This window comes from Kitasatospora sp. NPDC088160, from assembly GCF_044741445.1.
Taxonomy (GTDB): domain Bacteria; phylum Actinomycetota; class Actinomycetes; order Streptomycetales; family Streptomycetaceae; genus Kitasatospora.
In genome coordinates this window covers 23,955-41,171 of the sequence record NZ_JBIUSS010000045.1, presented here as the reverse complement: position 1 = coordinate 41,171, position 17,217 = coordinate 23,955, and the positions used below count along the sequence as shown (strand labels likewise).

Below are 17,217 nucleotides of genomic sequence, written 5' to 3'. Positions count from 1 at the left end.
GTCATCAAGCAGGCCATGGAGATCAACGACCGCCCGGTCGTCATCGACTTCATCGTCCACCAGGACGCCATGGTCTGGCCGATGGTCGCGGCCGGTACCAGCAACGACGAGATCCAGTTCGCCAAGGGCATCCGCCCCGACTTCGGCGACGACCTCGACTAACGCCCCCCTGAACCCCGGTCGTAGGCCCTCGACCCCCGCGAGGGCCTACGACCGGCCTTTTTGTGCCCAGGATCTCGTGCCGTCCGGGCAGACGGCCGTTGGAGCGGGCCGCTCAGCGGGTCGCCGACGCCGACCAGGAGAGCAGGAGGCGCAGGGCGTCGTCCGACGGGGTGTGCGGGTCGGCGGTGTAGGTGACGAGCGCCTGGTCGGGGTCGTCGGCGGGGCGGAGCGTGTCGTAGGCGAGGTCGAGGGGGCCGGCGATGGGGTGGTGGAAGAGCTTGCGGCCGGAGGTCTTGTCGGCGACCGGGTGTTCGGCCCAGAGGTGACGGAACTCCTCGCTGTGGACGCAGAGTTGGCCGACGAGTTCGGCGAGGAGGGGGTCGTGGGGACGGCGGCCCGCCTCCAGGTGGAGGAAGGCGACGTTCTCGCGGGCGCAGGCCGTCCAGTCGCCGTAGAGCTCGCGCGAGGCCGGGTCGAGGAAGGTGCCGCGGGCGATGTTGCGGTCCTCGACCGGCAGGGCGCCGTAGTCGCCGAACAGCGCGACGGCCGCACGGTTCCAGGCCAGGACGTCCATCCGGTGGCCCATCACCAGCGCCGGGACGTGGTCGAGCTGGTCGAGCAGGCGCAGCAGGGAGGGGCGGGGCTGCTGCGGGGCGGTGCGGCGGCGGGGCGCGCGGCGGGTGGGGCGGGCGAGGCGGTGGAGGTGGCCGGACTCGTCGGGGGCGAGTTGCAGGGCGCGGGCGACGGCGTCGAGGACGGCTTCGGAGGGGTTGCCGACGCGGCCCTGTTCGAGGCGGGTGTAGTAGTCGACGCTGACCCCGGCGAGGTGGGCGAGCTCCTCGCGGCGCAGCCCCGCGACCCGGCGGCGTCCGCCGTAGTCGGGCAGGTCGACGTCCTCGGGCCGCAGCTGGGCGCGGCGGGTGCGGAGGAACTCGCTCAGGGCACTGGTCGGGTTCATGGGGATGATTCTCACCCGGAGGCGGCCGGCCGTGCCTGGCCCTGCCAGGACCAGGCACGGCCGGCACCGGGGCGCGGGGGGTAGCGGGGGGGGGCAGGCGGTAGCGGGGCGCGGCCGGGGGCAGCCGGGGATCAACCGGACGTCAGCCCGCGACGGCCTGGACGGCGGGCACCAGGCCGCCGTCGATGACGATGTCCTGGGACGTGATGTAGGAGGACCGGTCGGAGAGCAGGAAGGCGACGGTTTCGGCGACGTCCTCGGCCCGGCCCAGGCGGCCGAGCGGGATGCGCGCGCGGATCGGCTCGTGAGCGGCCGGGTCGGGGATCACCGCGTGGAACATCTCGGTGGCGATGTAGCCGGGGCTGACGGAGTTGACCCGGATGCCGCGCGCGGCGAGGCCGCTGCCGAGGGTGCGGGCGAGGCTGAGGACGGCCGCCTTGGTCGCGGCGTAGACGGGGGCGTCGGGCAGGCCGCGGTGCGGGGTCCAGGAGGCGTTGAGCACGATGGAGCCGCCGCCGGCCGCCTCCAGCAGGGGCAGGGCGTGCTGGACGGTGAAGAACACGCCCTTGAAGTTGACGTCGACGGTGTGGTCGAAGTCGTCCTCGGTGACGTCGGCGGCGGGCTGGAAGACGCCGACGCCCGCGTTGGCGAAGACGCCGTCGAGCGCGCCGTGGCGCTCCCGGACGGTGGCGGCGAGCCGGGCGAGGTCGGCCCGGGCGGCGACGTCGGCGCGGACGGCGAGCAGCCGGTCGCCGCCGTCGAGCCGTTCGGCGGCGCGGGCGAGCCGGGCGTCGTCACGGCCGGTGATGACCACCCGGGCGCCGGCGGCGAGGAGGCGGCGGGCGGTGGCGAGGCCCATGCCGCTGGTGCCGCCGGTGATCAGGACGGTGCGGTCGGCGAATTCCCGGGAGTCGGCGGGATCCCGGGTCATGGCGTTGTCGGACGGGGCGTTGTCGGTCATGGCACCCACTCTCCCGACGGCCGTGGAGCCGGGGCCAGGCCCGGCCCGACCCTGGGTCCGGAAGAACCACCCTGCACCGGGAATCGACGGCGCCACCGGGTGGTTGGGGCAGGACGACAAGCGTGTGACACTCGCGAACAGGGGTCTGACATGAAGATCGGCATCATCGGTGCGGGCAACATCGGCGGCAACCTGACCCGACGGCTGACGGCGCTCGGGCACGACGTCTCGGTGGCCAACTCGCGCGGTCCACAGTCGCTGGCCGCCCTGGCCGAGGAGACGGGCGCGACGGCCGTGCCGGCCACCGAGGCGGCGCGCGGAGCGCAGGTCGTGGTGGTGACGGTGCCGCTGAAGAACGTGCCGGACCTGCCGGCCGGGCTGCTGGACGGCGCGGCCGAGGGCGCGGCGGTGATCGACACCGGCAACTACTACCCGCAGCAGCGCGACGGCCGGATCGACGAGATCGAGGACGACGGGCTGACCGAGAGCCGGTGGACGGAGCGGCACCTCGGCCACCCCGTGGTGAAGGCGTTCAACGGCACCTACGCGCAGGACCTGCTGGAGCGGCCGCGGCCGGAGGGCGACCCGGAGCGGATCGCCCTGCCGGTGGCGGCGGACGACGAGGCGGCCAAGCACGTGGTGCGGGCGCTGATCGACGAGTTGGGCTTCGACACGGTGGACGCGGGCGGGATCGACGAGTCCTGGCGCCAGCAGCCGGGCACGCCGGTGTACGGGCTGCGCGCCGGGGTGGAGGCGGTCACCCGGGCGCTCGCGGAGGCGTCTCCGGAGCGCCCGGCGGACCACAAGGCGTGACCCCGGGAAGGCGTGCTCCCCGCGCCGACCCCGACGGGCCCGGTCAGCCCGTGCGGCGGGCCCCCTCGGCCGGGACGGCCGTGAGGGTGCGCGGGGCGGCGTAGCCGGCCGCGCGGAACGCGGTGGTGACGGCGGCGGCGACGGTGTCGGCGGCCGGTGCGTCGACGAGGGCGATCACCGAGCCGCCGAAGCCGCCGCCGGTCATCCGCGCGCCGTGGGCGCCGGCGGCGAGGGCGGCCTCGACGGCGAGGTCGGTCTCGGGGCAGGAGACCCGGTAGTCGTCGCGCAGCGAGGCGTGGCCGGCGGTGAGGATCGGGCCGAGCGCGGCGGGCCGGCCGGCGTCCAGGTGGGCGACGGCGGCCGTGACGCGCTCGTTCTCGGTGACCACGTGGCGCACCAACGGCCTCAGCTCCTCGGGGAGTCGGGGCAGGGCGGCCGGCAGGGCGGCGGGCGTCAGCTCGCGCAGCGCGGGCAGTCCGAGCAGCGCGGCCGCCCGCTCGCAGCCGGCCCGCAGGGCGGCGTAGGCACCGTCGCCGAGGTCGTGCTTGACCCGGGTGTCGAGGACCAGCAGGGCGAGGCCGGAACCGGCGAGGTCCAGCGGCACCTGCCGCATCGCCAGGTCCCGGCTGTCGAGGTGCAGGGCGGCGCCCGGGCGGCAGCACATCGAGGCCATCTGGTCCATGATCCCGCAGGGGACGCCGACGAAGTCGTTCTCGGCCCGCTGTGCGATCAGGGCGAGGTCGGGTGCGGACAGGCCCAGCCCGTACAGGTCGTTGTACGCGATCGCGACGACGCATTCCAGGGCGGCCGAGGAGGACAGCCCGGCACCACCGGGCACGTCGCTCTCCAGTCGGAACTCGGCACCGCCGACGGGGTGCCCGGCCTCGCGCAGCGCCCACACCACGGCGGCCGGGAAGGCCGCCCAGCCGGGCACCGAGCCCGGGGCCAGGTCCGCGACGGCCAGGTCGGCGACCACCCCGTCGCCCTGGGCGGACCAGAGCCGCAGCCGGCCGTCGTCGCGGCGCCGGGCCTGGGCGCGGACGGCCTGCGGGAGGGCGATCGGCAGCACGAACCCGAGGTTGTAGTCGGTGTGTTCGCCGATCAGGTTGACCCGGCCGGGGGCGGCCCACTCCCCCTCGGGGGCGTGGCCGTGGAGCTCTTCGAAGGAGGCCGCGGGGGTGTTCACAGGAGTCTCCACGGGCGTGGTCACGGGCGTCGTCACGGGCGTACTTAGGGGCGTGGTCACAGGGCTACCTCCCGCAGCCGGCGGGCCGCGTCCTCGGGGGTGACGTCGTTGACGAAGGCGTCCATGCCGGATTCCACCCCGGCCAGGAACTTGAGCTTGTCGGCCGCGCGCCGGATGGTGAACAGCTCCAGGTGGAGGGCGAGTTCGTCCTCCTGGCCGGCGGGCGCCTGGTGCCAGGCGGAGATGTACGGGGTGCGGCCGGCGCCGAAGAGGCGGTCGAAGCGGCGCAGCAACTCCAGATAGAGGCGCGGGAATTCGGCGCGCTGCGGCTCGTCCAGGCCGGTCAGGTCGGCGACCCGGCGGTGCGGGTAGAGGTGCACCTCGTACGGCCAGCGGGCGGCGAAGGGGACGAAGGCCGTCCAGTGCTCTCCGGCGAGCACCACCCGGGCGCCGTCGGCGCGTTCGGCGGCGAGCAGGTCGTCGAAGAGGCTGCGGCCGGTGGCGGCGCGGTGTTCGGCCGCGCGCGCGGCCATCCGGGCGGTGCGCGGGGTGGTGAAGGGGAAGGCGTAGATCTGGCCGTGCGGGTGGGCGAGGGTGACGCCGATCTCGGCGCCCCGGTTCTCGAAGCAGTAGACCTGCCGGACGCCGGGGAGGGTGGCGAGTTCGGCAGTGCGGTCGGTCCAGGCGTCGAGGACGAGGCGGGCGCGCCGCTCGTCGAGGTCGGCGAAGGAGGCGTCGTGGTCGGCGGTGAAGCAGACCACCTCGCAGCGCCCGGCGCCGGGGCCGCTGACCCGCAGTCCGTCGACGCCTTCCAGCGCCGCCGGGGGGCCGGCCAGCGAGGGGAAGCGGTTCTCGAAGACGGCCACCTGGTAGTCGTCGGCGGGGATCTCGCTGTGCCGGCCGTCCCGGGAGGGGCAGAGCGGGCACTCCTCGGCGGGGGGCTGGTAGGTGCGGGCCTGGCGGTGCGCGGCGACGGTGACCCAGGCTCCGGTGGCCGGGTCGAGCCGGACCTCGGAGCCGTGGGCGGGCGGGTCGAGCGGGCGCCGGTCGACGGCGTCCCGGGGGACGGCCTCGCCGCTGTCGTAGTAGATCAGCTGTCGCCCGTCCGCGAGTGTGGTCGCGGTCTTGGCGGTGGGCTGGGTCAGGGTCCCGGCCATGGCCTTCTTCCCTCTATCCGACACGAAACAACAATATCCAACATTATCCATCAAGCCCGGCTGTCCGGAAGAGGCCCGCGCCTGCCATGATGGCGGTGACCGTGGCCCGCCGGGCGGCCAGTCGAACGGACGGCTGGACGGACGGCCGGCCGAACGGTCACGCCGACCACACCGACCCGAGGAGCCCCCCGATGGCTGACAGCGCCCAACCGCTCGCCGGACAGCGCCGCGTGCTGATCCTGGAGCGGGTCCGCGCGCGCGGCGGCGTCCGGGTGACCGAACTGGTCCGGGACCTCGGGGTGTCCGACATGACCATCCGCCGCGACCTGGACGCGCTGGCCCGCCGCGGCCTGGTGCACAAGGTGCACGGCGGGGCGGTGCGGACGGAGGCGGCGGCCAGCGGCGAGCCCGGGTTCGAGACCAAGGCCAACTGGCAGCTCCCCGCCAAGGAGGCCATCGCCCGGGCCGCCGCCGCCCTGGTGCCGCCCGGCTCGGCGGTCGGGCTGGCCGCCGGGACGACCACCTTCGCGGTCGCCCGGCAGCTGCGCGCCGTCGAGGGCCTCACCGTCGTCACCAACTCGCTGCGGATCGCGGAACTGCTGGAGGAACCCGACGAGGACGGCACCCCCGCCACCGCGACGGTGATCCGCACCGGCGGCGTCCGCACGCCCTCCGACGCGCTGGTCGGGCCGGTCGCCGACCAGGCGATCCGCTCGCTGCACGTCAACGTGCTGGTCATGGGCTGCCACGGCCTCTCGGCCGAGACCGGGCTGACCACCCCGAACCTGGCCGAGGCGGAGACCAACCGGACCTTCCTCCAGTCCGCCCGCCGGGTCGTCGTGGTGGCCGACCACACCAAGTGGAACGCGGTCGGCCTGGCCTCCTTCGCCGCACTGGAGCAACTGGACGTGCTGGTCACCGACGACGCACTGGCGGCCGAACACCGTTCGTCGGCCGCCCAGTTGGTGGGCGAGCTGATCGTCGCGCCGACCGGGGAGCAGGGCCCCCAGGCCTGACGGGCCCCCTACGGACCCGTCCGGGAACTCGCCCGCACCACCAGCTCGGCGGCCAACTCAAGACCGCCCGCCGGCGGCGCCTCCCCGCGCACCTGGCCGAGCAGCCGCTCCACCAGGGCGGCGGCGATCGCCCGCAGCGGGAGCCGCACCGAGGTCAGCGCGGGGTGCAGGTGGCGGCAGAGCGGCGTGTCGTGGAAACCGGTGACCGCCACCCCCGCCGGCCCGACCGCCGATCCCTCCGCCCGGACCGCCTCGTAGACGTCCAGCGCCAGCAGGTCGCTGCCCGCCGCGAAGGCCGTCGGCCGCTCGGGCCCGCGCAGCAGCTCCCGCACGGCCGCGACGTCCGGCCGCGCCGCCGTCACCGCGGACAGGCCCAGCCGGGCCGCCTCGGCGAGGAAGCCCGCCCGCCGGGCGGCCATCCACGGCAGGTCCTCGGCGCGGCCGACGTACCCGATCCGGCGGTGGCCGAGCCCCGCCAGATGCCGCACCACCACGGCCATCGCCGTGTCGTTGGCGATGTCGACCCAGTGCTGGGGCTGCCCCGGGCCCGTCCGCCCGAAGGTGACGAACGGGAGGCCGGCCCGGACGACGTGCCCGATCCGGGGGTCGTCGCCCAGCACGTCCGCCAGCACCAGCCCGTCGACCTGACGGGCCGCCACCAGTTCGTCGATGGCCGCCAGCGGGCCGGCCGCCCGCTGGACCCCGCTCTCGGCCGCACCCTGCCCCGGACGGAACAGCAGCACCCGCTGCCCCTGCGCCCCCGCCGCGTCGACCAGCGCCTCCAGGAAGCCGGCCATCAGCGGGTTGGGGTCGAACGGGTCGTCCACCGGGGCGAGGTAGCCGAGGGTGCGCCGGGCGCCGCTGCGCAGCGAACGCGCCGACTGGTCGGGCTGGTAGCCGAGTTCGCGGATCGCCGCGGTCACCCGGGCCAGCGTGTCCGGGCGGACCCGCTGGGGGGCGTTGAGCGCGTTGGAGACGGTCTGCCGGGACACCCCGGCCGCGCGGGCCACCTCCTCGATGGTGGTGGCGCCGCGGCGCGGTCGGGGTGTTCCCTCGGGCATCGGAGGCTCCAGGACGGCTGCTCGGGTCTGACGGGTGCTCGGTACCACTGCTCGGTTCTACGGACGGCGCAGGGTCAGCAGCCCACCGCGCGGCACGGCGATGCCGCCCGCCCGGTCGAGCTCGACCTCGCCCTGCCGGACGATACGCCCTCGGGCGTCCTGCACGGTGGCCTCGGCCGTCCCGCCCCCGCCGGTGAGCCGGACGTCCGGGTCGGCGTCGGCGTTGGCGACCAGCAGGGTGCGCCAGTCCGCGCCGGAGACGTCCACCGGCAGCGCGGCGTAGCGGGCCACCGCGACGGTGCCGCCGCCGACGGCGGTGACCATCGGGTAGCCGAGGTCCGGCCGGGCCGGGCGCAGCTCGCCGAGCTGCAGGGTGGCGACGTGCTCGCGGAAGACGCCGAGCCAGAAGGCGATCGCCTCGCGCTGCCCGGGGCTCTGCGCCGCGAGGTCGACGGAGACCTGCGGCACCGAGAACAGCACGTTGATCAGGTGGCAGGCGATCTGCTCGGGCGGCTCGGCCGGGTGCCACATCAGCATGTCGGCGTGGACCGGGACGGGCCCGGCGGCGAGCCGCACGTCGATGGTGCGCTGCCGGTTCTCCTGCGGGCTGAGCGGGCAGTCGGTGGCGCGGACCATGGTGACGTACGGCCACAGGCCGGGGCTGACGTACGGCTGGCGGTGCTCGATCATCGCCCCCGGCTTGACCGCGGTGATCCGGCGGCGGATGGCGGCGAGCAGCCGCTCGACGCCCTCGTCCACGGTGGCGCAGTCGGCCTCGGGCCCGGCCTCCGGCGCGTCGGCGCGGGCGAACCAGTCGACGAAGTCGACCTTCAGTCCGTCCATGCCCCACTCCTCGACGGCGCGGGCGAGCCGGCCGGTCAGGAACTCGCGGACCTCGGGGTAGCGCGGGTCGGCGACGACCGCGCCCATGTGGGCGGCGTCGGCGAGCGCGTAGCGGCCGATCGCCTCGAAGGCTGCGCTGTCCTTGCCGATGAACGGCAGCGCGTACCAGAGCAGGTACTGCACGCCGAGGTCGTGGACGCGCTGGACGTGGGCGGCGGTGTCGGGCAGCGAGACCGGCTCCCAGTCCCCGCAGTGCGCGTAGCCGCGGGTGCGGTCGGCGGTCATCCAGCCGTCGTCGACGATGATGACGTCCATGCCGAGCTCCTTGCCGAGCGCGGCCTGGGTCTCGACGGCCTTCGGCGAGACGTCCTGGTGCATCGAGTACCAGGTGGAGTAGGCGGGGCGGCGGGCGGCCTCGGGGATGTCGGCCTCGCGGTCGGTCCACCACCAGGCGGCGAGGCCGGCCAGGCAGCGGGCGAAGTGCCGGCGGGATGTGTCGATGCGGACGGTCAGCCGGCCGGCGGCCTGCGCCCAGAACCGGAACTCCCCGGTCTCCTCCAGCACTCCGGCGCCGGCCAGGACGTCGGCGCGCTCGGCCGCGAAGGCGCAGATGGCGATGTCGCCGGTGCCGATCAGGGCGGCGATCGGGGCGCCGTTGGCCAGGCTGGTGCGGCGCGGAGCGCTCCACGCGGCGGGCAGCCAGCCGGTGCCGCGCGGCTCGGGCGTCCAGAACGCGGTGGCGTCCACGCACGGCACCCGCCACTCGATCCGGACGTCGCCCGTCCCTTCGGCGGTCACCTCAACGATTCCGTCACCCGCCCCGCGGGCGCTCGCGTTCCCGCTGACCCGCAGGTCCAGGCCCTCTGCGTAGAGCGAACGCAGGCCGCCGGCGACGGCGGGGGCGTGCGGTTCCCAGATCTCGGTCATGTTCAGCCCTTCGTGGCGCCGGCCAGCAGGCCGGAGATGAACTGCCGCTGGAGGACCAGGAAGAGGACCATCATCGGCAGGGTGGACAGCGCGGTGCCGGAGAGGATCGCGCCGTAGTCGGTGTTGCTCTTGTTGCCGTGCAGGGTCGCGAGGGCGACCGGCAGGGTGTGCATCCCGGGGCTGCGCAGAGCGATCAGCGGCCAGACGAACTGGTTCCAGGAGCCGAGGAAGAGGAAGATCGAGAGGGCTGCCAGCACGGGCCTCATGACCGGTACCACCACGCTGAACAGCACCCGGAACTCGCCCGCGCCGTCGACCCGGGCGGCGTCCAGGAGTTCGTCCGGCAGGCTGCTCAGCGACTGCCGCATCAGGAAGATGGCGAAGGGCACGCACAGGCCGGGCAGGATCAGCGCCTGGTAGGTGTCCAGCAGGCCGAAGTTCGTCATCATCTTGAACAGCGGTACCAGCATGACCTGTTCGGGCACCACGAGGGTGGAGAACAGCAGGGCGAACAGCAGGGTCCGGCCGCGGAAGCGGAACTTGGCGAAGGCGTAGCCCGCGAGCAGCGCCACCACGAGGGCGCCCAGCGTCTGGACCCCCGCCACCAGCAGGGAGTTCCCGACGACCCTGAGCAGGCCGATCTTCTGCTCCAGGTGGCTCAGGTTCTCGCCGAGGCTCCCGCCGGGCAGCAGCTTGGGCGGCCAGTCGAAGACCTCGGTGTCCTTGCGGGTGGCGGAGACCACCAGCCAGTAGAAGGGGGCGATCGACAGCCCGGTGATGCCGGCGAGGAGGAAGGTCAGCGGCCAGCCGCGCAGCTTCTTGAGGGGGTTCACGCGCTCGGAGGCCTCGCTCTGGGGGGTATCGCTCTTGGAGGTATCGCTTTGGGAGGTATCGCTTTGGGAGGTCACTTGTCGCGCTCTCCCATCAGGCGCATCTGGACGGCGCCGAGCACCGTCACGAGCAGGGTGAGCGCGTAGGCGACGGCGGAGGCGTAGCCGAAGTCGTAGTACCGGAAGCCGTTCTGGTACAGGTACATGGAGACGGTCAGGGTGGCGTTGTCCGGCCCGCCGCCGGTCAGTACGTACGGCTCGTCGAAGAGCTGGAGCGTTCCGATGGTCGAGAGCACGACCGTGAACAGCAGCACCGGGCGCAGCGCGGGGACGGTGACGGAGGTGAAGCGGCGGATCGGTCCGGCGCCGTCGACCATCGCGGCCTCGTACAACTCCCTAGGAATGGACTGGAGTCCGGCGAGGTAGATGACGGCGTTGTATCCGGTGTAGTGCCAGGTGAGCACCACGACGACGGCCGCCCGGGCCCAGACGGGCTGGCCCAGCCAGTCGACGGAGGGCAGGCCGACGGCGTTCAGCACCCAGTTGACCGCACCGTCGTCGGTCTTGAGCAGGTAGGCGAAGATCACGCCGGTGGCGACCAGGCCGGTGACCGAGGGCATGAAGACGCCGAGGCGCCACACCGTGCGCCAGCGCACCACCGCGGAGTTGATGCCGACGGCCATCAGCAGGGCCAGTCCGAGCATCAGCGGGACCTGCATGACGAGGATCTCGCCGGTGTTGGACAGGGCCGTCCAGAACAGCGGGTCGTCCAGCAGGCGCCGGTAGTTGGCGAGGCCTGCGTCGCGGGTGGCGGCGCCGGAGCCGGTGGTGAAGGAGAGCAGCAGCGACTCGACGACCGGGTAGGCCTTGAACACGCCGAAGGTCAGCAGGGCGGGCGCGAGCAGCAGGTACGGTACGGCGGCGCGCCGCCGGCGGGACCGGCGCCGCGCTGCGGACCTCCTGGAGAGGGCGGCGGGCGGGCTGGCGGCACTCATGCGATACCGCGCCCGGTCTGCTGGGCGAGCTGCTTGGCGGCGTCCTGGAGGACGGCGGCCGGGTCGGCGCCCTTGAGGAGGACCTTGACCTGGGCGTCGCTGACGAGCTTGAGGGCGCGGGCGTAGTCACCGGAGTAGTTGGTGGGGTAGCCGCCCTCGGTGGCGAGGTCGGCGAAGGTCCTGAGCACCGGCTGCCCGCCGTAGTAGGCGCTCGGCGCGGCGTACAGCGGGTCGGCGTAGGCCTCGGTGAGGGCCGGGAAGACGCCGCCCGCGTTGAACATGGCGTTCACCGAGGCCGGGCGGGTGACCGTGTACTCGACGAACTTCCAGGCGGCGCGGCGGCGCGGGCTGGAGGCGGCGACGGCCAGGTGGGTGGAGTTGACCAGGGCGGTGCGCTTGCCGCCGGGGGTGACCGCCGGGGGCTTGGTGAGACGCCAGTTGCCGCTCTGGTCGGGGATCTTCTTCTCCAGGTAGTGCGCGACCCAGGCGGGCATCGCGGCCACCGCGAGCTTGCCGGCCTTCATCACGGGCGGCCAGCTCTGGACGCCGGGGGTGTCGCCGATCAGCCCGGCCTCGTCCAGCCGCTTGACGATGGTCAGGGCGCGCACGGCCGCCTCCGAGCCGACGGTGATCTTGCCCTGGAGGTCGAAGTAGAAGGCGCCCTGGAGCTGCATCAGGGCCTGGACGAAGTCCAGGTCGGGGGTGGGGTTGGCGGCCCTGTTGATGCCGATCAGGGCGACGCCGGGGTTGGCGGCCTTGAAACGGTCGGCCACGGCGAGCAGGTCGTCCCAGGTGGCGAAGGACTCGGGGTCGATGCCCGCCTTGTCGAAGTAGTCCTTGCGGTAGAAGAAGCCGAGCGGGTTGACCTCCCAGGGCAGTGCGTAGGCGTGGCCGTCCTTGCCGCTGACGACGGGCCACAGGCCCTTGGCGAACTTGTCCTTGTGCGCGTCGGCGCCGAGCGCGGAGAGGTCGGCCAGGCCGCCGGGGAACTTCTCCTGGTATCCGGGCAGGTAGTCGCAGCCGATGTGCAGCACGTCGCCGAGGCCTTGGCCGCCGGCCGCCAGGCCGACGGTGATCTTGTCCCAGATGGCCGGTTCGCCGATGTCCTGGACGTCGACCGTGATCCCCGGGTTGTCCTTCTGGAAGGCCGGGACGATCCCGCGCAGGGCTTCGGCGGCCGTGGCCCAGGACCAGACGGTGATGTTGCCGGTGTCGGCGTCCCCGCCCGAGGCGCCCCCGGAGCCGGAGTCGCCGCAGGCTGCGAGCGTGCCGCCGGCGGTCAGGGCCAGCAGGCCCGCTCCTGAGGCTCGGAGCAGATCACGACGGGAAAGGTGTGACATTGCATTCCTCTCTGAGGGGTGGCGAGGAAGGGTTTGAGGCAGGAAGGGCGAGGCAAGGGGAGGGAGCTTGAAGGGTTTTGAACGTTCAAATACACAAAACAAACCAGAACCAAACAGGTTCGAACGAGCGGGTCACAGCAAACGCCCACCCTCCCCGCGCCGTCAAGACCTGGGCGCGGAGAGGGTGGGCTCCGAAACCGTTCTGTTATCCCAGGACCGCGTCCGGAGCGCCGAACACGGTTCCCGGGGTGACCGGGATCCCCCGCGCCATGGCCTCGAAGTCCAGGATCGGATGGGTCAGGATCTCCTCGACCTCGTCGGTCAGGAGGTTGCCCAGGATGAACTCCTCCTCCGCGCCCGACCCGAAGGTGACCACCTGCCCGCTCGACTGGATCATCCAGTTCAGCAGCTCCCGCTCGCTGCTCTCCGCGAGGTGGATCTCCCGGCCGGGGTGGTCGCGCCGGATCCCGTCGACGACCGCGCGGACCTCCTCCACCGCCACGCCGAGCCTGCGCACCGTGGCCGGCGAGGCCCGCCGGCCCCACCACTGGAAGATCACCCACTGGGCGACCGACGGGTGGGACAGCACCTCCGCGGCGAGCTCCGGCAGCTGGTGGAGGTTCTCGGCACTCGCCACGGTGTGCACCCGCACCCGGTCGAAGCCCTCGGCGTCGCACAGGGCCAGGGACTCCAGCAGCGCGTCGAGGAGCCTGTCGTCCGGGCTCCGGCGGAAGGCGCGCTGCACCTCCGGCGTGACGGCGTCCAGTGGCAGCCGCAGCGAGGACAGGCCGTGGAGCCGGGAGAGCTTCTCGGCGGTGAGCGTGTAGCCGGTGGTGTCGAGGCCGACCTTGAGACCACTGGCGATGGCGTGGTCAACCACGTCGAAGACCGGCGGCCACAGCAGCGGGTCACCTCCGGCCAGGACCAGGTCGGTGGTCCCGTGCGCGGCCAGCTTCCCGACGATCCGCCTGGCCTGGTCGAGGTCGATCTGCTCCGCCGCGAACGGGTTGTAGCAGCCCTGGCAGGACATCGGACAGCGGTTGTTGATCGACCAGTTGACCCGCCGGACGCGGCGGCCGGTACGCGGCTGGTCGGCCCTGCTGCGGATCCCGGCCACCAGCCGGGCCAGGCGGACGGCCTGCGGGAGGGTGGAGCCGGCGAGCAGTTCCCCGGCCCGTTCGACGCCGGCCGCGGTGGCGTTGTTCTGGAGCAGGAGGAAGGCCAGGCGCCACCGCATGGCCTCGTCCCCCGGGTCCTGGCCCAGGGCCTGTTCGACCCGCTCGGTCAGGGCGCCGAGGTAGCCGGGGGTGAAGTTGGCGGGTTCCAGGCGCCTTTGGAACGCATCGGCTATCGACCCGCGCGCCAGGGCCCGGTCGTAGCCGGCCCGCAACGGGTGCGGGGGCAGGATCTCCACGTGCTGCCGGGTGGGCATTCGGTGTTCTCCGGTACGGGTCAGTTCGGGGCGGACGGCAGCATGACGACCATCGAGTCGGCGGACGACAGGCCCATGCCCTCGACGAAGACCGCGTCGCGGACGAGCTGTGCGATGGCGGGGTGGGTGGGGGCGGCGAGGTAGCGGGCGGTGGATTCGAGCGGGGTGATGTCGTGCTTGGCGATCAAGGTGCGCAGCGAGCCCGGCAGGTCGTCGAGGCCCTCGCGGATGTCCTCCAGGTCGAACCGGTCGGCCAGTCGCATCGCCGCCCTGCGGGCCTTGGCGAGGTTGGTCGTCGGGTCCAGGATGGTCGCCTTGGCCAGGTAGTAGGGGACGGGCTGCATCATCCAGGCCAGCGCCTCGCCCGGGTCGTCCTCGTCGTGGCCGGAGTGGTCGAAGGCCTCCGGCCCGAGCCCGAGGCCGTCGCAGAACCACTCGGGCCGCATGCTGATCCGGTAGTGGGCGTGGCCGGCCAGCCGGAACGCCGGGAGCCTGGCTATGACGGACGTCGTCTCGATCCGGAACGTGTCGGAGATCCGCCGCATCGTCCGCCCCAGCACGGCCCGGACCTCCGGCACGTCGGCCCCGTCGGCCACGACGTGGATCAGGTCGAGGTTGGAGACGATGTCGCCGGCGGGCCCGGTGCGGTGCTCGCCTCGGGCCAACGAGCCGGTCGCCGCCACTGACATGTCGGTCACGTCCGCGAACTCGCGGGCCAGCTCCTGGAACAGCAGGGGGACGTCTTCGGCTCTCACGCGCTTCCTCGGGTGTCGGCTACGGAGGTGGAGTCGACGCCCTCTCTTCCAATGCCGCTCACATCATGGAGAGTTGGCGTTCAGATGGGCACCCTAACAGCGACCCGCCACAAATGGTCGTGTTTGCACCACATATCTCACACACCACAGCTGACGGACCGACACAAGCGGTCTCAACCAGTCACTCAAGTGCCGCCCGCGACACGTGGATCGGGTGGGCATCGAGACATCTGAACCACACCTGCGCGAGAAGTCGGCCGGGCCGACTTCTCGCGCAAACCTCATCCGGCCAGCACGACCGGCGTGCCCGTCAGGTCCACGCCCGCCTGCCGGAGTTCGCCGAGGGCGGTGACCGTGGTGTCGGTGGCCACGCCCGCCGTGTAGTCCAGCAGCACCCTGGTCGCGAACCCGGCCTTCACGGCGTCCAGCGCCGTCGCCTTCACGCAGTGGTCGGTGGCGATCCCGACCACGTCCACCGCGTCCACGCCCTGGCCGCGCAGCCAGTCGGCGAGCCGGGTGCCGTCCGCCGCGAAGCCCTCGAACCCGCTCTTGGACGCCGAGTGCGCGCCCTTGAAGAACACCTCGTCCACCGCGCCCGCGTCGACGGCGGGCGCGAAGGACGGGTGGAACTCGCCGCCCTCGCTGCCGACCACGCAGTGCACCGGGAAGGACTCCCGGAAGTCCGGCCGCGCGGAGAAGTGCGGGCCCGGGTCGATGTGGTGGTCCCGGGTCGCGACCACCCGCGCCCAGCCCTCCCGCTCCGGGCCCTGGACCAGCTCGGCGATCGCCCGGGCCCGGTCGGCGCCCCCGCCGACCGGGACGCTCCCTCCCTCACAGAAGTCCTTCTGCACATCCACCACGATCAGCGCGCGAGCCATCGACCGGCCTTTCCTCGGGGGTACGGATTTCGCGGCCAGCTTGACGCCTTCGAGGTGCGTGGACGAAGCAACCCGGGCTGCCGTTCACCCGGACGGGCCTGGCGCGGCGATCAGCACGCCCCGGCGGCGCCGCCAAGGCCCGCAGCGGAGCGTTCGAGGGAGTCGGTCAGCCACAGGTAGGACAGGCCGACGGTGACCGGATCCCCGCTCGCCTCGGCCACGAGCCGCCAGTAGCGGCGCATCCGCGGGTCCCGGTCGACGGCCACGTAAGCCAGCAGGCGGCCCCTGAACTTCGGGGTGTCGCGGTCGCCGCGGACGGCGGCGTGGGCCGCGACGAACCGGTCGAGCGCGGGGCCCGCCCGGGGCTGCTCACCCGCCCGCACCAGGGGCTGGGCCAGCGCGCACGCCTCGCCGATCCCGCTCACCAACTCGTCCTCGTCGGCGATCAGCGTGGCGCCGGCCCGCGCCCTGGCCAGCAGGCCGCGGCTCAGTTCCCGGTCACCGGCCAGGGCGAACAGTTCGGCGAACGCGACCACCTGCGGCGGGGTCGGGTCGGCGGGCGGCTCGGGTACGGCGATCGCCACGAACGCGGTGAGCATCGCCTCCGACACCGGGGCGGCCATCGCGCGCCTCCAGAAGCCGATCAGCGCGTCACGGGCGGCTCCCCCGCCCTCCATCGCGGCCAGCAGCTCCAGCCTGGCGGCCCGGTCGGCCGGTCCGGCCTCCTCGACAGCGCGCAGCGAGGCCCGCCGCCAGGCCAGGTCCGCGAGCCGCACGTCGAGCGCGGCCCGCTCGGCCGCGACGACCTCGGCCACGGAACGTTCTCCGGCGAGCACCTGCCTGACCGAGGGCAGCCCGAGCCCGAGCCTGCGCAGCCGTCTGACCAGGCCCAGCCGCTCCACGGCCACGTGGTCGAACCTGCGGTGCCCGCCCGTGCTGCGCACCGAGTCGACGATGCCCTCGTCGCAGTAGAAGCGGATGGTCCGCACCGGCACGCCGGTCAGCCGGGCCAGCTCGCCGATCCCCAACGTCTCATCGAGCAAAGGCACTTGAACCTCCACCGGACTGGAGTTCCTACCGTACCCAGGTAACCCCGAGAGAGGAGCGCCGTCATGACATCAACACTGGACACCGCACGGCTCGTGGAGGGACTGCGGGAGCAGAGCGCGAGGACAGGCCGCGCGGTCGCCGGAAGGGACCCGGACACCCCGGTGCCCACCTGCCCGCAGTGGCCGCTGCGCACCCTCGTCGGGCACGTCGGCCAGGAGCACCGGTGGGCGGCCGAACTCGTGCGCACGCGCGAGCAGTTGCCCGCCCCCGACCCGTGGCAGGCCGATCCCGGCGCCCCGGACGGGTGGGCTCGGTGGCTGCGCGAGGGCGCGGAGGACCTGGTCCGCGCGGTCCAGGAGACCGGCGCGGACACCGAGTTGCCCACGTTCTTCGGGCCACGGCCGGCGGCGTTCTGGCTCCGCAGGCAGCTGAGCGACACCTGCGTCCATCACTACGACGCGGCGTCGGCGACGGGCACCGCGTTCGAGATCGCCGACGACCTCGCGGCCGACGTGATCAGCGAGAACCTCGACCTGCTGTGCACGCCGGCCTTCGAGTCGGTCAGGCCGGCGGTCGCCGAGCTGCGCGGCCGGGGCGAGCGGGTCGGGTTCCGGCCGAGGTCCACGGAGGGCTGGGTGGTCACCAGGGCGCCCGAGGCGCTGCGGTGGGAGCGCGGGCGGGTCGAGGCCGACGTGGTGGTGTCGGGCGCGGTGGCGGACCTCATGCTGGTGGTCTCCCGCCGCCTCCCGCCGCAGGACGACCGGGTGACGGTGACGGGCGACCGCGCTTTGCTGGACCACTGGCTGATCCACACGGCCTTCTAGCTACCAGAGCTGCGTGAGAAGTCGGCGGG

Annotated in this window: 16 protein-coding genes; 3 read left to right on the top strand and 13 right to left on the bottom strand. The window is 73.4% G+C overall.

Translation table 11 applies throughout. The annotated features are described in order from the left end of the window. Positions 1–274: 274 nt before the first annotated feature. Both ACIOGZ_RS40785 and ACIOGZ_RS40780 read right to left on the bottom strand, forming a co-directional pair. Complete coding sequence (locus ACIOGZ_RS40785; RefSeq protein ID WP_371516081.1) at positions 275–1,120, bottom strand: helix-turn-helix domain-containing protein; 846 nt, start codon at positions 1,118–1,120, stop codon at positions 275–277. 142 nt (positions 1,121–1,262) lie between these two features. Further along, the gene (locus tag ACIOGZ_RS40780; protein ID WP_400989658.1) at positions 1,263–2,081 is read right to left on the bottom strand and encodes an SDR family NAD(P)-dependent oxidoreductase; all 819 of its coding nucleotides are present in this window, start codon (positions 2,079–2,081) and stop codon (positions 1,263–1,265) included. Between the two features lie 99 nt (positions 2,082–2,180). Between ACIOGZ_RS40780 and ACIOGZ_RS40775 the strand changes: the two genes are divergently transcribed. Continuing rightward, positions 2,181–2,894 carry an NADPH-dependent F420 reductase gene (locus tag ACIOGZ_RS40775; protein WP_400989656.1) on the top strand — a complete coding sequence of 238 codons (714 nt, stop codon included), beginning with the start codon at positions 2,181–2,183 and terminating at the stop codon, positions 2,892–2,894. A 43-nt stretch (positions 2,895–2,937) separates the two neighbouring features. Here the strand turns inward: ACIOGZ_RS40775 and galK are convergent, their stop codons facing one another. Then, a complete protein-coding gene (gene galK, locus ACIOGZ_RS40770) occupies positions 2,938–4,080 on the bottom strand; it encodes a galactokinase (RefSeq protein ID WP_363632728.1) in 1,143 nt (380 codons plus the stop codon). Between the two features lie 56 nt (positions 4,081–4,136). Next, entirely contained in the window at positions 4,137–5,237 is a 1,101-nt protein-coding gene (gene galT / locus ACIOGZ_RS40765; RefSeq protein ID WP_363632726.1) for a galactose-1-phosphate uridylyltransferase, read from the bottom strand. A 191-nt stretch (positions 5,238–5,428) separates the two neighbouring features. Here galT and ACIOGZ_RS40760 point away from each other — a divergent pair, with 191 nt between their 5' ends. Next, entirely contained in the window at positions 5,429–6,253 is an 825-nt protein-coding gene (locus tag ACIOGZ_RS40760) for a DeoR/GlpR family DNA-binding transcription regulator (RefSeq protein WP_363632724.1), read from the top strand. Between the two features lie 8 nt (positions 6,254–6,261). Here ACIOGZ_RS40760 and ACIOGZ_RS40755 read toward each other — a convergent pair whose 3' ends face one another. The 9 genes from ACIOGZ_RS40755 to ACIOGZ_RS40715 all read right to left on the bottom strand — a co-directional run bounded on the left by ACIOGZ_RS40755 (position 6,262) and on the right by ACIOGZ_RS40715 (position 16,363). Then, positions 6,262–7,314: a LacI family DNA-binding transcriptional regulator gene (locus ACIOGZ_RS40755; protein ID WP_363626189.1), complete on the bottom strand. Its 1,053-nt coding sequence runs from the start codon at positions 7,312–7,314 to the stop codon at positions 6,262–6,264. Positions 7,315–7,371: 57 nt separating this feature from the next. Then, positions 7,372–9,084, bottom strand: coding sequence for a glycoside hydrolase family 36 protein (locus ACIOGZ_RS40750; protein WP_400989653.1), 1,713 nt, complete (start codon positions 9,082–9,084; stop codon positions 7,372–7,374). Positions 9,085–9,086: 2 nt separating this feature from the next. Further along, positions 9,087–9,917, bottom strand: a complete 831-nt coding sequence (locus tag ACIOGZ_RS40745; protein WP_363579919.1) for a carbohydrate ABC transporter permease — start codon at positions 9,915–9,917, stop codon at positions 9,087–9,089. 71 nt (positions 9,918–9,988) lie between these two features. After that, positions 9,989–10,909: a sugar ABC transporter permease gene (locus ACIOGZ_RS40740; protein ID WP_363579918.1), complete on the bottom strand. Its 921-nt coding sequence runs from the start codon at positions 10,907–10,909 to the stop codon at positions 9,989–9,991. Next, the gene (locus tag ACIOGZ_RS40735) at positions 10,906–12,249 is read right to left on the bottom strand and encodes an ABC transporter substrate-binding protein (RefSeq protein WP_400803365.1); all 1,344 of its coding nucleotides are present in this window, start codon (positions 12,247–12,249) and stop codon (positions 10,906–10,908) included. The genes ACIOGZ_RS40740 and ACIOGZ_RS40735 overlap by 4 nt, the downstream gene beginning before the upstream one ends. A 205-nt stretch (positions 12,250–12,454) precedes the next feature. Then, positions 12,455–13,681: a radical SAM protein gene (locus ACIOGZ_RS40730; protein WP_363579916.1), complete on the bottom strand. Its 1,227-nt coding sequence runs from the start codon at positions 13,679–13,681 to the stop codon at positions 12,455–12,457. A gap of 20 nt (positions 13,682–13,701) precedes the next feature. Continuing rightward, a complete protein-coding gene (locus ACIOGZ_RS40725) occupies positions 13,702–14,436 on the bottom strand; it encodes a hypothetical protein (RefSeq protein WP_400989651.1) in 735 nt (244 codons plus the stop codon). 281 nt (positions 14,437–14,717) lie between these two features. Continuing rightward, on the bottom strand, positions 14,718–15,314 hold the full coding sequence (locus ACIOGZ_RS40720) for an isochorismatase family protein (RefSeq protein WP_363626198.1): 597 nt from the start codon (positions 15,312–15,314) through the stop codon (positions 14,718–14,720). A 110-nt stretch (positions 15,315–15,424) separates the two neighbouring features. After that, positions 15,425–16,363, bottom strand: coding sequence for a MerR family transcriptional regulator (locus ACIOGZ_RS40715; protein ID WP_400989649.1), 939 nt, complete (start codon positions 16,361–16,363; stop codon positions 15,425–15,427). Positions 16,364–16,426: 63 nt separating this feature from the next. On the opposite strand from ACIOGZ_RS40715, the gene ACIOGZ_RS40710 reads away from it, so the two are divergent. Further along, positions 16,427–17,188 (top strand): maleylpyruvate isomerase family mycothiol-dependent enzyme, encoded by a 762-nt coding sequence (locus tag ACIOGZ_RS40710; RefSeq protein ID WP_400989647.1) that lies wholly within the window; start codon positions 16,427–16,429, stop codon positions 17,186–17,188. Positions 17,189–17,217 lie beyond the last annotated feature (29 nt).

What these genes read in the sequence shown, in the direction of transcription:
- ACIOGZ_RS40785 (WP_371516081.1), bottom strand. Translation starts at nt 1,120, where the DNA reads ATGAACCCGACCAGTGCCCTGAGCGAGTTCCTCCGCACCCGCCGCGCC.
- ACIOGZ_RS40780 (WP_400989658.1), bottom strand. Translation starts at nt 2,081, where the DNA reads ATGACCGACAACGCCCCGTCCGACAACGCCATGACCCGGGATCCCGCC.
- galT (WP_363632726.1), bottom strand. Translation starts at nt 5,237, where the DNA reads ATGGCCGGGACCCTGACCCAGCCCACCGCCAAGACCGCGACCACACTC.
- ACIOGZ_RS40760 (WP_363632724.1), top strand. Translation starts at nt 5,429, where the DNA reads ATGGCTGACAGCGCCCAACCGCTCGCCGGACAGCGCCGCGTGCTGATC.
- ACIOGZ_RS40755 (WP_363626189.1), bottom strand. Translation starts at nt 7,314, where the DNA reads ATGCCCGAGGGAACACCCCGACCGCGCCGCGGCGCCACCACCATCGAG.
- ACIOGZ_RS40750 (WP_400989653.1), bottom strand. Translation starts at nt 9,084, where the DNA reads ATGACCGAGATCTGGGAACCGCACGCCCCCGCCGTCGCCGGCGGCCTG.
- ACIOGZ_RS40740 (WP_363579918.1), bottom strand. Translation starts at nt 10,909, where the DNA reads ATGAGTGCCGCCAGCCCGCCCGCCGCCCTCTCCAGGAGGTCCGCAGCG.
- ACIOGZ_RS40735 (WP_400803365.1), bottom strand. Translation starts at nt 12,249, where the DNA reads ATGTCACACCTTTCCCGTCGTGATCTGCTCCGAGCCTCAGGAGCGGGC.
- ACIOGZ_RS40730 (WP_363579916.1), bottom strand. Translation starts at nt 13,681, where the DNA reads ATGCCCACCCGGCAGCACGTGGAGATCCTGCCCCCGCACCCGTTGCGG.
- ACIOGZ_RS40720 (WP_363626198.1), bottom strand. Translation starts at nt 15,314, where the DNA reads ATGGCTCGCGCGCTGATCGTGGTGGATGTGCAGAAGGACTTCTGTGAG.
- ACIOGZ_RS40710 (WP_400989647.1), top strand. Translation starts at nt 16,427, where the DNA reads ATGACATCAACACTGGACACCGCACGGCTCGTGGAGGGACTGCGGGAG.